This is a genomic window from Alteromonas sp. OM2203 (genome assembly GCF_048517045.1).
Taxonomy (GTDB): Bacteria; Pseudomonadota; Gammaproteobacteria; order Enterobacterales; family Alteromonadaceae; genus Alteromonas; species Alteromonas gracilis.
Genome location: NZ_CP183209.1, coordinates 680934 through 696726, shown reverse-complemented (window position 1 = coordinate 696726; position 15793 = coordinate 680934). Strand labels below are relative to the sequence as shown.

Genomic DNA, 15793 nt, shown 5'->3' with positions numbered 1-15793 from the left:
AACTAGCTGCTTATAATAGCTTTTGTTACTACACCCTAAACTGCTTAGCAATAGACTCAAGGTGCTGTGCTAGGTCTGCAAGTTCATTACACATTGTGCCTAACTCTCCCGAGCGGCTAGCAGTCTGCTCTGTACGATGATGAATTTCGTCAACATGACGAACTATGTCTACCGCCACAGTGCGCTGGTCTTCTGTGTTATGTGCAATCTGCTCATTCATCTGGTTAATACGACCAATGGTGCTTGTGATTGTTTCCAAGCTACTTCCTGCCTTATTCGCAGTTTCTACGCTACTAGACGCTTGTTCAGTACCGCGAGCCATGACTTCTACCGCAGAGTGCGCTGCGCTTTGTAATTGTTCAATGGTACTTTGAATCTCTTCTGTCGATTGTTGGGTACGCGATGCCAACGTACGTACTTCATCCGCAACTACAGCGAAGCCTCGGCCTTGCTCACCTGCTCGTGCCGCTTCAATGGCGGCGTTAAGCGCAAGTAAGTTAGTTTGCTCGGCTATTCCTTTAATAACGTCAAGTACAGAACCCACCTTGTTTGAATCGGATTCAAGTCGCGCTATCACGTCAGCGGTTTCACGCACGTTGTCTGCTAACTGCTGAATGCTGGTTACAGTCTGCTGTACTATTTGACGACCTTCACTTGCAGCACTGGTCGCCTCGTTGGCATCGCTCGCGGCCTGTGCAGCACTGTGTGCAACGCCATCAACCGAGCCGCTCATTGTATCTACAGCCTGTTTCGCGTTAGTGGCCGAACGCTGCTGAACATCTATCGTACGCTGAGTCTCTTCGGTAACGCCACGTAAGTTTTGGGCAAGGTTAGAAAGGGGCAAGCTGGCTTCCACTACATCTCGCACAACGCCCTGTAATTTATCCATGAACTGATTAAACCAGTAAACCAGATCACCAATCTCGTCTTCACTTTTTGTTTCGATGCGTACCGTCAAGTCGCCATTTTCTTGTGCGATATCCTTAAGTGAACGGACCACATCGTCGATGCTTTGCTTAATGCCCCTAACGATAGGTACGGCAGTAGCAAACAGTAAAATGGTAACAACGATGGCTAAAATTACCCCGGTACTGATTAACGAGGTATTTGCACTGTCTGTATTTTCAAATGCATCCTCGAACGCTGCTTGTTGTTCGTCTCTGAACTTGGACATGGACGCGATAACACCGTCATAAGACTTGTTCATCTTTGAGGAAAGCTCACCAAGGCGGCTAAAATCAGCGGTTCCATTGACCATGGACTGAGAAACGTCGAAAGCGACTTTAAAATAATCATCGAACCCTGATGAAATTCGAGAAATATCATTGCGAAAATCAGGGCTAATAGACGCTATCTGATAAAGACCGGCTTTTGCCTCATCAGCAAGTTCCTGCGCCATGACAAGGGTATCTTGGTCGCCAGTAGTAACCGCACTTGAAAGGGTATCACGAACTTTTTGCATTTCAACAAGGGTGGAAGCAGATAATTGTAGCGCAGGGAACTGAACTTTTTGAACACGCTCAAGGGTCGCACCGTTATTTAAGGCGGTGTAGACAGTAATAAGCAAGTAAATAATAAAACTTAGCGCTGCGATACCCGGAATGAGGAAAATCTTAGTCGCAATTGGCATTTTTTTTAAAAAGTTCATTCGCTGTTCCACTGTTATTATATTTGCTCAATAGTTTTCTAAGTATGAGTGAAAAACTATCTTGTTCTACTTTATCTACTTAATAGCGAAAATCTTTAATTTAATTATGGCCTCGCATTGATATACGAGGCCAAGCAGAGTATTAGAACGTGTAGTTTACACCCACTTTTAGAAGTGTAGCATCGTTCAAATCGTTTAGGTCATCTGAGTACCAGGTTACGTCAGTTTTAAGCGCGAAACCCGGTTCAACATCGTAACGCAAACCAACGGTGACTGCAGATACATCAAGATTTTGCTGCGCAGCAATACCCGCAGCTGTTTGGTAGATGCCAGCCGTACCAGCAGCGCCATTCCATGTTGCATCAACAACTGCGTCTCCTGTGGCGATTGTTGCAGGCAAAGCTGCTATTAGACCTAACTGGGCGCCATTATCAGCTTCTTCAACTTCATAGGTGATATGCGGAGTGAACTTGCCAAAACGCATGCCAGCAGTTACATACCATGCCTTGTTATCAGCAATAACAGAACCGTCAACTTCTGTTTGTGTAAATTCTGCACCTACGAACCAATCGTATTTATCGATATCAATGGCAACCTCAAAGAAGGTTCCCGTGTCTTCGTTAACACTAAAACCTTCAGCCGCGGTTGAAGCGGTAGGTATGAAAGCGCCATACTGCGCCAAACCACCGACAAAGGTGTCGAAATCTGGATTAGCGGCGCTCGTTTTACCGCGCGCTAACAATGTACGCGCACTGAACCAATCGCGCGTCGCTTCAAAAGAAACAGCAACAACATCTTCTAGCTCTAGCGCTGCAGGTGTGCCAGAAATAGTAGTGTCAGCTTCAACGCGACCAACTGTAAACTGTGCACCGTATTCCCAGTCCCCCGAATAGTTCATGTAATCCACACGAACACCGTCGATATTGTTAAAGTCGATACCGTAAACCGCATCTGGTGGTGTAAGCCAGTGGTAAGAGTAACCGATATCAAGTGACGCTGAGTATTTGAAGAGCGGCATACGTAGGCGACCTGCACTGATGTTGACATTGTTATTCAACACATAAGTCATATAAGCCCATTCGAAGTCTGCGTCGTAGTCATCTCTACCGCGACCAACTAACTGAGCCGTCGCCGATAGTTTATCGCTCACTTCTCCACGAACTTGGAGACCAAATACACTGGCTGGATCAAAGCTAAAGTCACTGTCGTAGTCGTAAACTGATTCATCGTCATCTAACGTCATGCCGGCAATCAAGTTTGCGAAACCATTAATCTGAATGTCTGCCATTGTTGGAGCAGCTAAAAGGCCAGCCACAGATAAGATAGCAAGTTTGGTTTTCATGCGTATTCCTTAATTCTTTAATTCTTTAATTACACAGTAGGTTAGAAGGTTGCAACAACGCGCACGCTGTCGTTCACAGCGCTAGCATCGACATAGCCGATGGCGCCAGGATTACCCGCTACTGCAGAAACAACCTCTGCATCACTACCTAATGCTGTTGGTGGTTGACCTTTACCGGTAAACACAAGCTTTGACCAAAACGCTGTAAGCTGGGCTGCAGTTTTGTTCAACACTTTGCCATTAAATTCGTCAGTCGCCGCTTGCCCTTCCGCAAGCGCTACAGGCTCTGCTTGCGTGCCGCCAGGAAATGCTTTTGCCTTATTCAAGAAGATTCGGCTTATACTGTCTTTATCCAATGAGTCACCATTGCTGGGATGCACGATAACAGCGACGTCGGCAACCGCAACGTTACAACAAAGGGCTGCTGCTAGTATCCATTTCTTCATGATGTGTCCTCTAAAGTATGTTGATATACGCGCTCACCGCCATCTACTCTTTAAACACTATTATTTGAATCTTAGTTCGAGTGTGTTGTCGCGGCTGGCAAATATGGGCATGCTCGCTCATATAATTACGACGTGGTAAGTATTAGTCACAAACGCCATAATCGCCAATTTGAGCATAAAAAATTAATGTCTATAAATGAGTGACTTATATAGACACCTGTAATTGCTGCGCAGTGTAGTGGAAGAAAAAAGTTAAGCAACTATACCTACGTCTAATGGGTACAATTAATACTTATGACGCTGAATAAGATAGAAAAATTTGACGCTTTAAAATTAGAAAAGAACAAATATATCAACAAGATAGATTTCAACAAAACTTTAACAAAGTGATGACGAGACATGCTAACGTATTAAGAAAAATACGTTATTAATTTATGGTTTATCAGACCAAGAGGTTAACAATGCAGGGCAAATGCCCTGCATATAGAATTATGATTCACCTTTTTTGTAAGGAATTTCTTCTTCAAGTCGCTCAATTTCTTTGGTTCGTTTAAGTGGTGAACCGGTATTACGAGCTAGCCAGCTATAGGCTGTCGGCACGACGTATAGTGTCATAAACGCTGAAACTAAGACGCCGGAGAAAATAACCATCCCTATCACCATTCGGCTCTCAGCGCCGGGCCCTGAAGCAAGTACTAGGGGAAGAGAGCTAAATACAGTAGTAAAACCAGTCATAACGATGGGGCGCAAACGCTGGGCTGCAGCGCGTTTCAATGCATATTCAAATTCCATGCCCGCGTCCCTCAACTGATTGGCAAACTCCACAATGAGTATGCCGTTTTTAGCTGCGAGTCCAATAAGCATAACCAGGCCAATTTGGCTATAAATGTTAATTGTCATTCCACTGAAAAACAAACCGATATAGGCACCAACTAGTGCCAATGGCACTGTGAGCATTATCACCAGTGGATGTACCCAGCTTTCAAACTGAGCAGCTAAAATAAGATATGTGATGGCGAGAGCGAGAATGAATACATACACAAAAGAGTTGCCGGCTTCTTGATAAAGCTGAGACTCACCTTTGTAATCTATCGATACGTTATCAGGTAGCTCCGTTGCAACAATGTTTTCAAGATAGTTGAGCGCTTCTCCCAATGTGTAACCGTCTGCCAGGTTTGCAGAAATCGTTACTGCTCGCATCCTGTTGTAACGATTTAACTGGGCTGATGTTGCCTGCTCTTCAAACGTCAGCAAATTATCCATGGGGATAAGCTCTCCGGTTCTCGCAGAGCGTACGTAAAGGTTTTCTATGCTGTTGGGACTTCTAAAATCTTCTTCGATCCCTTCCATAATTACGTCGTATTCCTCACCTCTATCAAGGAAAGTGGATACGCGTCGCTGCCCTAACATCACTTCTAATGTGCCACCTATATCGCTAATAGACACACCAAGATCTGCGGCCCTGTCACGATTAATATTTACCAAGAGCTGAGGAGACGTTTCTTTATAGTCTGAGTCAAGGCGAATAAGACCTGGATTTTTAGTGGCTTTTTCAAGCACGATGTCACGCCATGCAACTAGATTTTCATAGGTATCACCTTGTAGCACAAACTGCACCGGCCGACCTAAACCGCCTCCCGAGATCCCGCTTCGCATTATGGCGAAAGCACGCACATCTGGAACAGAATTCAGTTTTCCGCTAATTTCATCCATAAGAGAAAAAGTACTAAAATCACGCTCATCCCAATCGGCTGAACCTACAATCGCGATACCCGCATTACCGCCAAACCCTGGGGTTCGTACAAGTAAGCGATTTATTTTTCCATTTTCTCTGTAGGGCATTAAGATGCTTTCAATTTTCTCTAGGTTTTTCGCATTACTTTCAAAGCTTGCCCCTTCCTGTGCATTCATCAGAATAAAGAAATTTCCCCTGTCCTCTTTGGGAACAAACTCACTTGGTACTTTCTCTGACAACTGAACAAGCGCAATGACCGCAACAACGAGCATTAATAACATCAGAATAGGCTGATGCAGTGTTTTGCCCAGCGTATTGAAATACCCGTTTTCAAGTTGTGAAAAACGCTTATCCATCCAACTCCCAAAACCCGATGAGCGAGTGCGTTTTTTGAGAATTTTTGACGCCATCATTGGTGAAAGGGTAAGCGCAGTAAAGCTTGAGAACGCAACGGCGGCGGCAATCGCCAGTGCAAATTCAGTGAATAACCTTCCTATATTTCCTTCTAGAAATACCAGAGGTACAAACACAGAAATAAGCACAAGAGTTGTAGCTATTACGGCAAAACCTACTTCTTTTGCACCGCGATAAGCCGCTAATATTGGAGGCTCTCCCATCTCGATACGACGGTAAATGTTTTCAAGTACAACAATAGCGTCATCAACCACCAAGCCAATGGCAAGTACCATTGCTAGTAAGGTAAGCAGGTTGATAGAGAAACCCAATGCATACATCACAATAAAAGCAGCAATTATCGAAACAGGCACGGTAACCGCTGGAATTAATGTGGCGCGAATATTACCTAGAAAAAGGTAAATCACGATAACAACCATCAACATCGCAATGCCAAGCGTTTCATAGACCTCATCGATTGACGCCTCAATAAAAACAGATGAGTCGTAACTTGGGACAATGAAAATATTGTCGGGAAGCGTTGCCTCTATTTTTTTTATTTGCGCTTTTGCTGCTCGTGCAACGTCAAGAGTATTTGCTTTGGACTGTTTTATAATACCCAGCCCTATCATATTTACCCCATCGCCACGAAACTCGGTTTCGTCGTCTTCTGCGGTGAGTTCAACATGAGCAATTTCACCTAAGCGAACGAGATAGCCGTTGTCACCTACGGCAACAGTTAGCGCAGCAAAGTCATCGGGAGATAGAAAGGTTCTTGCCACCCGCACTTCAAAATTTCTGTCGGTACTTTCCACCTCACCTGCTGGTAGTTCAACATTTTCGGCACGAATAACTTGCTCGACATCGCTTACGGTTATCCCTCGGGCGGCCATTGCGTTGCGATCTAAAAACACTTTCATGGCATAGCGTTTACCACCACCTAGCTGCACTCGCGCCACGCCATCTACAATAGATAACCTATCTACCAGTACACGTTCAGCGTAATCCGTTAGCTCCATCGTATTTAGATTGGTACTTCGCAAGTTATACCAAACAACAGCGCTTTCATCTGAATTAGCTTTTGATACTTCCGGGGGATCCGCCTGATCAGGCAAGTTATTTAACGCCCGGCTTACTCGCTCACGTACGTCATTCGCGGCGGCATCAATATCCCGCGATAATTTAAACTCGATGGTAATGTCAGACCGACCGTTGCGAGACGTAGAGGTAACATTTTTGATACCTTCAATCCCCGAAATTCTATCTTCCAAAAGTTGGGTGATACGGGTTTCAACAATATTTGCCGATGCACCTGTATACGTTGTGCTAACCGAGACGATTGGGGGGTCAATATCTGGGTATTCCCGCAAGCTCAACATAGTGAACGCAACAATACCAAAGATAATCAATAGCAAATTGATAACGGTAGCAAATACCGGGCGCTTTACGGAAACGTCTGATAACAACATAGCAGTGAGCTCCCTTAGCGGTTAAGAACGTTAACCGGAGACTGGTCTCGCACGCGAAGCGTCCCCTCGGTTATGACTTCATCCCCTTCGCTGAGACCGCTGACTATTTGAACCAAGCCAGGACGGCGCTCACCTATTTCTACTTCCGTTTGATGGGCAACATTATCTTTAATGACGTATACAAACTGTTTATCTTGTACGGGTACTAAGGCTTTTTCAGGAAGCACTAGTGTATTTAAAACGCGCTTTTCAACCACGACGGTTAATAACATACCCGGTCGTAGACGCTTGTCTTGGTTATCGATTGTTGCTCTTACTCGAATAGAGCGGCTAATGGGGTCAAGGCGTGTATCTATATTCGAAATATTGCCTTTAAAAGTCTCACCGGGATAAGCCACGGAAGACGCGGTCAGCGTTTGCCCTTTTGCAACACTTGCCAAGTGATTTTCAGCAATATTGAAATCAACTTTAATCACGCTGATATCATCTAACGAAGTAATGGTATCGCCCGGCTGTACCAATGAACCAATACTGATTTCTCGGTTACCTAAAAGCCCGCTAAATGGCGCGCGAATTTGCAAATCATCAAGCTGGGCTAACGCTATGTCCAGCTGAGCCTCAAGCGCTTTTACTCGAGCTTGTTGCTCATCAAGCAGCTGTTCAGATGTGGCATTCGACTGTCGCAGATCAGCAATACGCGTATATTGACGCTTTGCTTCCTCAATATTTGCTCTTAGCTCTTCGACTCGTGCTCGCTCTTCTGTATCGTTCAGCTGCACAAGCACCTCGCCTTTTTTCGCCTCATCACCATCTTCAAAGTTAATTACTTTCACCGTGTCTGTAACTTGGGCGGTTATGTTGACTGACTCGTTGGCAATTGCAGTGCCCAAAGATTCAATAGTAATAGGAAAAGCTTGTGAGGAAACAAACGCTGTGTTGACGGGGGTAGCCCTTGGTCCGCTCTGGTTTGCGCTTTGTTCTTCAGGGATATTTAAGTACACCACAACACCAGTAAGCAACACCACGCCAATGAGTAATGGCGATAAAGAAAATCGTGAAGACATAACCTTTCCTATAGGTAAAAGCGTCCCATCGAACATGAGTTTTTATCGTCAATATCAGTCAATGGGTACTCAAGTACATAAAAATCGCTTATTTGTTAGGTAAGCGTCGTTAAACGTTAATTCATGTACTGCGTTATTGTTGTTTTATTTTATTTTTTGCGTAGAGTCTGTGGCTTTCTTTTCGTTAATATTTTAATAACCTTAAACAGACACAACTTGTATTTTACTCAAATCGATGCGCAACTTATTTCACTTATCAGCTTTATTCGCTGTTTTAACGCTTTTCTCCTGTACGGGAGGCGCACCTAGCGAACCTCTGTGTCGTATTTCGGATGAGCTATCAGCTAGGTTGGACACGCTAAAAATAGATAACCCATCAGTGGCTACTGCTGCAGCGTGCTTAATCAAAGTTGACAAAAAGGTGCTGCTAATACGACACCGCTTATCAAATAAACTTGATTTCCCTGGGGGTGGGCTTGCAAATAGTGAATCGCCAGCATGCACTGCTCATAGAGAGACATGGGAAGAAACCGGTTTTAATGTAGAGGTTTCACAATATTTAGCGACGACAAAAAATGGCCTAGCCCTTTTCGGCTGCGCATTAGATGCCGGTGTAGAAACGCTTCCAGATGCCTTTGATGCTCCACCATGGGCTAAACTAGAGGTAAAAGGGCTGGTAAAGGTCGACCCATTCTCTATTGATGAGAAATCAATGCGATTTGCAGACGACCTTATTCCCTTGCGCGATGGCTATACCCAAATCGTTATAAACCAGCACTGACAAATCGTTGTTCATCTATATCTGTATTGGTAAATTGTCTACACGTTTTAAAAAGGAGAACTGGCTTGTTTTCACTGCCGACCCTAAGCCTTAAAGGCAAAGTATCTGAACAAGAGTGGAATACACGTGTCGATTTGGCCGCTTGCTACCGCTTAGTTGCAGACATGCGATGGGGAGACCTTATCTACACGCATATCTCAGCTAAGGTACCGGGCACTGATCATTACTTGGTTAACGCCTTTGGCCTTGGGTTTGATGAAGTCACGGCCTCAAATTTAGTGAAAGTTGATTTGGAAGGCAATATTCTAGACGACACGCCTTACGGCATAAACCCTGCGGGCTTTACAATTCATAGTGCGATCCACGAAGTGCGACACGACGCACAGTGTGTCATCCATCTTCATACGCTGGCTACAATATCGGTAGCGTCAGTAAAAGGTGGGCTCAAGCCGTGGAGCCAATATTCTATGTTCTCTTTGCCGTCGCTGTCTTATCACAGTTATGAAGGATTAGCGGTGGATGAAAGCGAGAAAAAGCGCCTTCAGGATGACTTGGGCGATACTAACCACATGCTTTTACCTAATCATGGTGGACTCACTATTGGTCCAACCGTCGGCGACGCCTTTATGCGCTTCTACGACTTACAACGGGCCTGCGAAATTCAACTAGCTTTGATGCAATCGAATGAGGAAATCATTGAAATACCGCAAACTATTATCGACGGTATTTATGCTCAGGCAAACGTTGTCCACAGCGGCGAAACCGGTGGACAAAAAGCATGGCCTGCAATGCTTAGAAAAGCGTACAAGTTAGATCCAAGCTTTTGCGAATAACGATAGGTTATTCAGACTCTTTTGCGATGATGGGCTGCTTTTCTAGCGAAAGTAAGACGGTCAAACAGCGTCTACTCGTCATGCGCTCACTTACTCAAACAGGAATTGTTGTAACACTATGAAAGTAACCAAAGTAGAAATTTTCGATATTGAATGCCCTAAACGCCCTCAGTGGAACCCTGTTTTTGTGCGTGTATACACAGATGAAGGGATAACTGGGGTAGGTGAAGCTGGCCTTGCTTACGACTGGGGTCATAGCGCAGCAGCCCATATGATTAAAGAAATTGCTGAAGCTATGCTTATTGGTTTCAACCCTTTCCATACAGAGCTTCTCTGGTCGAGAATGCTGCGTGAGGGCTTTTGGGGTCTTGGCGGCGGGCCAGTTATTTATGCGGCAATGAGTGCCATCGATACAGCACTATGGGATATTAAGGGTAAAGCACTTGGCCTACCGGTTTATGAATTGCTAGGTGGAAAGACTAACGGCAAGTTACGCAGCTATGCTAGCCAGCTACAGTTTGACTGGGATAAAGAAGTCACCAAGCTCAATGACCCTGCTGATTATGCCCGAGCAACAGAGAAAGCCCTTAAAGACGGTTATGATGCGGTTAAAGTAGACCCTATTGTTTACGATAAAGACGGCAACACCCACTTCGACAGAACAAAGCTCTTCACTAAACCTGAGCTTAAGCTATTCAAAGCACGACTTCAGGCCATTCGAGATACTATGGGTGAAGATGGCGACATCATCTTTGAATGTCACAGCTTGTTAGGCGCATCTACTGCTATACAGCTAGGCGATATTGTAGAAGAAATTGGCTGCTTATATTATGAAGAGCCAGTGAACTACCTGAATTCAAAATTACATGACAAAGTGGCTAAAAACGTTAACGTGCCTATAGCGGGCGGCGAGCGTTTGTATCACCGTTGGGATGTTCGCCCTTATCTTGAAGATCAATCTATTGATGTTCTACAACCAGATGTAGGCCTGTGTGGTGGTTTTACAGAAGCCAAAAAAGTGTGTGATTACGCAGATATCTACGACGTGCGAATTCAAGCCCACGTTTGCGGTGGTCCAGTTGCCACAGCAGCTAGCCTGCATTTGGAAACCGCTATTCCTAATTTCTTAATTCACGAGCACCACACTTACGCGATAAAAGACTGGAACCGTGAGTTGTGCATTCAGGACCCTCAGCCGGTAAATGGTTTTATAGAAGCTCCAGACACGCCGGGAATTGGCATTGATTTAAACGACGAGGTTGTCTATCGCTCACCGCATATGACGGTAACTGAACTAAAATAATCCGCGTAAGCTACGGGCAAAAATCTTAGTTTAATTACAAACCGTACAGCTGGCCTATTGTTCTTCAATAGGCCGTTCGTTAGCAAACTTTTTAAGAATCTATACCCGTTAAACGATGTCGTACCAGTGCTTAGCGTTGAGTGAGAATAACGCCGCTTTTTGTTCGTCAGATAGCGGCGCTGTTATATCTAAATAGCCTTGCCATAACGTTTCATAAGGCATACGCCACTGACAAAGCGGATAATTGCTGGCAAACATTAGCTGGCTTATTTCTACCGTTTCTAACAGCGTGTTTAACACGACTGACGCCCGCGGCCATTGCCAGTTGCGCTCCTGCATTTCTAAACCCGAAAATTTAAACGCCACCTGCCCTGTTTCAGCTAAATAGCGTAAATTATTACGCCACATTTTAAATGCCAAGTGCGCAGTAGAAAGCGGTGCTACAGCACAATGATTTACCACAATTCGCAAAGTCGGCTCTTGTTCAAGCATATAGAGTAACGAGCGAACTGCATGAGAATCGGCTAAATCAAACTGGGCGTCGAAACTTAACCCTCGGGCAGCCATATGCCTTAGCCCCCACTGAACGTCTGGCCTTCGCAAAAGAGAGCTAGCATCATCATCTAGAATATGGCGCAAGCCTCGCACCGATGAGTAAGTTTTCAATTTATCTATATGGCTACCGACATCATTGCTCGTTAAATCTATGCAGGCAACCGACCGAAAAGGCAGTGTGCAGTGACGTTCTAAAAAGGTAATTTCTCGCCATGGCCGTTGATTATCGAAACCGGCCTCGATATGAACAAACCCTGCAAGCTGCCCTCGCGCTGCACGCAAAAGGTCGTTCTCAGTGGTATTCTTAGCAATCGCGCTTTTATCGGGCCAAAAAGGCGTATTAGACGGCTTTAACCAGTGATACTGCCCCTCGCTCAAGGCAAATAAATGAATATGCGGATCTATCCACAAAGGCAAATGCTGACTCACTTTATGTTACCTTGGTTATAATGCTTAGCTGTGATACTTGGGCTCATGCATATGCCTAACGTTAAAATTGAAGTACGGTAAAGGTTTGCTCTTCAACGCACTAGCTGCTTTCAAACACACCGCTTGACTATTGTGCGGTGTAGCCGCCATCAATAGCGTATAAGCTTCCCGTAATAAAGGAGGCTTTGCTGCTGCACAAAAAGTAAGTCAATTCAGCGACGTCGTCTGGCTGGCCTAATCGGCCAATAGGCTGTGCGGCGGCTTCTTCGGCTACCACGTCATCCTTATTTGCCCCTGAGCGAGCTACATAATTGTCGATAGCGTTATGAAAAAGTGGCGTTTCAATAGTTCCAGGGCACACTGCGTTTACGCGAATATTGTACGTCGCGTAATCAAGCGCTGTCGTTTTAGCCATAGACGCTAGCGCTCCTTTGCTTACACCGTAAGCAAAGGAGTTTCGCTTGCCCACAAAGGACTGGTCAGAGCCCATTACAACGATGGCACCGCTACCTTGTGCTTTCATTGTGGGCAAACAGGATTTTATCGCGCCATAGGCCCCTTTGATGTTTAGGTTTATGACTTTATCAAGCAAGGCTTCATCCGTATCCTCGATGGTTGCTGATACATGTATACCCGCGCTACACACCAGCGCATCTATGCGGTTATAGGCAGCAATAACCTCGCTTATTGATGATTCGATGTTTCTGACTACGCTCACATCGCAGGGCTTCCAAAGGCAATTAGATAACGGCTGCTCGAAGTCTCTGATATCAAGATTAATAACACTATAACCGTTTTGACTGAACAACTTACAAACTGCATAACCAATCCCAAGACTCCCACCAGTTACAATGCAAACCGGGCGATGATGACGTTCGTCTTTATTTAAAGCACTGTTGATTGTCGCGTTTGTACTATCCGAATTACCTGATGCCATATTATTGTGAACCACGTTTTGTCTAACTTTTATTTCTATGGCGTAAGCATGCCAGTGAGAAAGATAAAAGCAAGTAAACTTAGCCATGTTGCTTTGTTGATGGGAATGGCTTGCTCAAACCGAAACCACCAATGAGCTTACAAACATATTTATCATTCACATTTATTATTAACTTTCCTTTAACGGGCTATTACGGCTAGGCTTTTTGTGACTATAATAGGCAAAATTAAAACACCTGTTTGAAAAAGGAGTCATCCATGCCTCTATACCATGCCCCTACAACTGACTTTCAGTTTTTATTAAAAGACTGGCTTGGACTTGATGCTCATTACGAAAAGTTGGGCATAAGCGACTTTGACTGCGAGTTAGCCAATGAGATTATTGCTCAGGGTGCTAAATTTGCGTTAGATGTTGTAGCCCCACTTAATCGAGAAGGCGACGAAGAAGGTTGCAAACTAGAAAACGGCAAAGTAACCACCCCTAAAGGTTTCGCAGATGCCTACCAAGAATATGTCGCTAATGGATGGAATGCGATGCTAGGCTCTGCCGAATATGACGGTCAAGATTTGCCTTACACCATGGCTGTTCCGGTTCACGAAATGCTCAACGCCGCCAACCTTAGCTGGCGTTTAACGACCATGCTTACAGAAAGTGCAACCCTTGCGGTAACAAAGCACGCCAGTAAGGAACTCAAAGATATCTATCTTGCTAAGCTTATTAGCGGTGAGTGGACAGGCACTATGAATCTGACTGAGCCACATGCAGGAACGGATTTAAGCTTACTTAGCACGAAAGCCGAACCACAAGGCGACGGTAGCTACAAAGTGACCGGCAACAAAATATTTATTACCGCTGGCGATCACGACTGGAGCGCTAACGTTATCCACCTTGTATTAGCACGCCTACCTGATGCGCCTAAAGGCGTAAAAGGGATAAGTCTGTTCTTAGTGCCCAAGTTTTTACCAGACGCGAACAACGAACCAGGTGAAGCTAATAGCCTGTCTGTGGGAAGTATAGAGCATAAGATGGGTATCAAGGCGAGCCCAACATGTGTGATGAACTTCGATGGTGCTACAGGTTACCTTGTCGGTGAAGAGAACCAAGGCTTAGTCTGTATGTTTACTATGATGAACGACGCCCGTTTCCAAGTAGGCTTACAGGGCATAGGTGCTGCTGAAGCGTCTTATCAAGGTGCGCTGACGTATGCCCGTGAACGTGTTCAGTCTCGCGCGCCACAAGGCATTCAGAATCCAGATGGTAAAGCAGATCCTATCGTATTTCAGCCCGATGTAGCGCGCATGCTGCTCACTCAGAAATCACTGATTGAAGGCTGTCGTGCCTTATCACTTTTCTATGCCAAGTTTATGGACGTTGAGAAACACGCTGAAGGCCAGGAAAAAGAAGATGCTGAGAAGATACTTCAGTTTTTAACGCCAATTTGTAAAGCGTTTATGACTGACATGGGGCTTGAAACCACCAGTTTAGGCGTTCAGGTATTCGGTGGACATGGCTTTATTCGCGAGTGGGGCATGGAGCAGCTAATGCGAGATGTGCGCATCGCGATGCTATATGAAGGCACTAATGGTATTCAGGCGCTAGACCTCATCGGCCGTAAATTAACCCGTGACGGCGGCCAGATGATGGAAGCGACCTACAATGCATTCAGTGCACTCGTTAATGACATCCAAGACAGTGAGGCAAAGAATTTGGCTCAAGGTATTCTGGACGACTGGCGCGCCTCGTCAGCTGATTGCCTCGGCATGGATGCAACTACCGCCGCATCGGCTGCCTGTGACTATCTCGCCTACAGTGCTTATTCACTTATCGGCGTACTATGGTACAGCATGGCTGATAAAGCACAGCACTCAGAAAACGCCGTACTTGCTGCATCGAAAATGAAAACTCGGAATTTCTATATGGAACGTATACTTGTACGTCGCGACGCACATAAAGCTGCATATAAAGCAGGCCCAGACAGCACGCTTGCTATTTCAGGTAACGAATTTGACTATCTGTGATAACTAAATAGTCAATCGTAAGTTGCTAGAGGCCCAAAATAGTTGGGCCACGCATATAGTAAAGGTCACGTTTATGTGACCTTTTTAATAGTTACAGCGGGATGAAAACAATTCGCTATTGCTAACATTTCAATTAGTACTTTATAAGTGTACCTTTGAAATGAGTGTACCCTTGAAATAAAAGTACACTTGAAAAGTTACGATATCTCTCGTTAAGCGCAACCTTAGCTCAAGAAAACTTAATTTGTTGCTGCAACTTGGGTTGCAAACGTATCTGAAAACCAATCGTTGAGCATTGCTTTTTCATAAGACAAAGATTCTGTGCGATTGCGACGAATATTCGACTCCATGAAGTCCATATCTTTAAGTTTAATTTCTTCGCCGCTCACAATGATCTGCCCATCGTCGTTTGCGAGGGTATAGCTAAACGTCATACGCGGTATATCAATACGCTTTATGATGCGAACATCACTACCCGCCCCGTTACCAAAGCCAACAAACTGACTTGGCCACACTTGCCCGGCCAAATCGACGTTGGTCACCGTCATAGACAACACTTGCGATTCAGGTAAATCCTTTGCTAGTTCAACGATGTGCGATTCAAGTTCTTCAAGTGTGCGCTCCCGAAAGCGTTTGCGTGACTCATTCGTGGGCCTGATGTCACTGTAAGACTCTGGTTCTTCCCACGTGATTTTAACCTCTGCCGCTTGTGTGGGAGCAAAAACAGCAAGTAATCCGACTGCGGCTGCGCAGCCCAAACAAGAAAAGGTACGTATTTTATTCACTTTCATGCTCCTAAATTCAGTCATTTAAACCGTAAGTTAGCAAGCAATGTGAAAT

At 45.0% G+C, this 15793-nt stretch carries 12 protein-coding genes; 4 read left to right on the top strand and 8 right to left on the bottom strand.

Annotated elements, in window-relative coordinates; all coding sequences use genetic code 11:
• Window positions 1-28: 28 nt before the first annotated feature.
• The 5 genes from ACM0P2_RS03105 to ACM0P2_RS03085 all read right to left on the bottom strand — a co-directional run bounded on the left by ACM0P2_RS03105 (window position 29) and on the right by ACM0P2_RS03085 (window position 8097).
• Window positions 29-1648: a methyl-accepting chemotaxis protein gene (locus tag ACM0P2_RS03105; RefSeq protein ID WP_159119540.1), complete on the bottom strand. Its 1620-nt coding sequence runs from the start codon at window positions 1646-1648 to the stop codon at window positions 29-31.
• A gap of 142 nt (window positions 1649-1790) precedes the next feature.
• Window positions 1791-2990 carry a topoisomerase IV gene (locus tag ACM0P2_RS03100; RefSeq protein WP_159119541.1) on the bottom strand — a complete coding sequence of 400 codons (1200 nt, stop codon included), beginning with the start codon at window positions 2988-2990 and terminating at the stop codon, window positions 1791-1793.
• A gap of 41 nt (window positions 2991-3031) precedes the next feature.
• Window positions 3032-3436 (bottom strand): substrate-binding domain-containing protein, encoded by a 405-nt coding sequence (locus ACM0P2_RS03095; protein WP_159119542.1) that lies wholly within the window; start codon window positions 3434-3436, stop codon window positions 3032-3034.
• A 489-nt stretch (window positions 3437-3925) separates the two neighbouring features.
• On the bottom strand, window positions 3926-7033 hold the full coding sequence (locus ACM0P2_RS03090; RefSeq protein WP_159119543.1) for an efflux RND transporter permease subunit: 3108 nt from the start codon (window positions 7031-7033) through the stop codon (window positions 3926-3928).
• A 14-nt stretch (window positions 7034-7047) separates the two neighbouring features.
• Entirely contained in the window at window positions 7048-8097 is a 1050-nt protein-coding gene (locus tag ACM0P2_RS03085; protein ID WP_159119544.1) for an efflux RND transporter periplasmic adaptor subunit, read from the bottom strand.
• A gap of 235 nt (window positions 8098-8332) precedes the next feature.
• On the opposite strand from ACM0P2_RS03085, the gene ACM0P2_RS03080 reads away from it, so the two are divergent.
• The 3 genes from ACM0P2_RS03080 (at window position 8333) to ACM0P2_RS03070 (ending at window position 11014) form a co-directional block, all read left to right on the top strand.
• The gene (locus tag ACM0P2_RS03080; protein WP_159119545.1) at window positions 8333-8878 is read left to right on the top strand and encodes an NUDIX hydrolase; all 546 of its coding nucleotides are present in this window, start codon (window positions 8333-8335) and stop codon (window positions 8876-8878) included.
• A gap of 65 nt (window positions 8879-8943) precedes the next feature.
• Entirely contained in the window at window positions 8944-9711 is a 768-nt protein-coding gene (locus ACM0P2_RS03075; protein ID WP_159119546.1) for a class II aldolase/adducin family protein, read from the top strand.
• A 118-nt stretch (window positions 9712-9829) separates the two neighbouring features.
• The gene (locus ACM0P2_RS03070) at window positions 9830-11014 is read left to right on the top strand and encodes a mandelate racemase/muconate lactonizing enzyme family protein (protein WP_120960909.1); all 1185 of its coding nucleotides are present in this window, start codon (window positions 9830-9832) and stop codon (window positions 11012-11014) included.
• A 108-nt stretch (window positions 11015-11122) separates the two neighbouring features.
• On the opposite strand, the gene ACM0P2_RS03065 is transcribed toward ACM0P2_RS03070, so the two are convergent.
• On the bottom strand, window positions 11123-11998 hold the full coding sequence (locus ACM0P2_RS03065) for an amidohydrolase family protein (RefSeq protein ID WP_159119547.1): 876 nt from the start codon (window positions 11996-11998) through the stop codon (window positions 11123-11125).
• Window positions 11999-12125: 127 nt separating this feature from the next.
• The gene (locus ACM0P2_RS03060; RefSeq protein ID WP_236547146.1) at window positions 12126-13022 is read right to left on the bottom strand and encodes an SDR family NAD(P)-dependent oxidoreductase; all 897 of its coding nucleotides are present in this window, start codon (window positions 13020-13022) and stop codon (window positions 12126-12128) included.
• Between the two features lie 170 nt (window positions 13023-13192).
• Here ACM0P2_RS03060 and ACM0P2_RS03055 point away from each other — a divergent pair, with 170 nt between their 5' ends.
• Window positions 13193-14953, top strand: a complete 1761-nt coding sequence (locus tag ACM0P2_RS03055; protein ID WP_159119548.1) for an acyl-CoA dehydrogenase family protein — start codon at window positions 13193-13195, stop codon at window positions 14951-14953.
• A 239-nt stretch (window positions 14954-15192) separates the two neighbouring features.
• Here ACM0P2_RS03055 and ACM0P2_RS03050 read toward each other — a convergent pair whose 3' ends face one another.
• Window positions 15193-15738 carry a DUF3016 domain-containing protein gene (locus ACM0P2_RS03050; RefSeq protein WP_159119549.1) on the bottom strand — a complete coding sequence of 182 codons (546 nt, stop codon included), beginning with the start codon at window positions 15736-15738 and terminating at the stop codon, window positions 15193-15195.
• Window positions 15739-15793: the final 55 nt, after the last annotated feature.

Coding starts and splice junctions, on each gene's coding strand:
- ACM0P2_RS03105 (WP_159119540.1), bottom strand. CDS start 1,648: ATGAACTTTTTAAAAAAAATGCCAATTGCGACTAAGATTTTCCTCATT.
- ACM0P2_RS03100 (WP_159119541.1), bottom strand. CDS start 2,990: ATGAAAACCAAACTTGCTATCTTATCTGTGGCTGGCCTTTTAGCTGCT.
- ACM0P2_RS03095 (WP_159119542.1), bottom strand. CDS start 3,436: ATGAAGAAATGGATACTAGCAGCAGCCCTTTGTTGTAACGTTGCGGTT.
- ACM0P2_RS03090 (WP_159119543.1), bottom strand. CDS start 7,033: ATGTTGTTATCAGACGTTTCCGTAAAGCGCCCGGTATTTGCTACCGTT.
- ACM0P2_RS03085 (WP_159119544.1), bottom strand. CDS start 8,097: ATGTCTTCACGATTTTCTTTATCGCCATTACTCATTGGCGTGGTGTTG.
- ACM0P2_RS03080 (WP_159119545.1), top strand. CDS start 8,333: ATGCGCAACTTATTTCACTTATCAGCTTTATTCGCTGTTTTAACGCTT.
- ACM0P2_RS03070 (WP_120960909.1), top strand. CDS start 9,830: ATGAAAGTAACCAAAGTAGAAATTTTCGATATTGAATGCCCTAAACGC.
- ACM0P2_RS03060 (WP_236547146.1), bottom strand. CDS start 13,022: ATGGCTAAGTTTACTTGCTTTTATCTTTCTCACTGGCATGCTTACGCC.
- ACM0P2_RS03055 (WP_159119548.1), top strand. CDS start 13,193: ATGCCTCTATACCATGCCCCTACAACTGACTTTCAGTTTTTATTAAAA.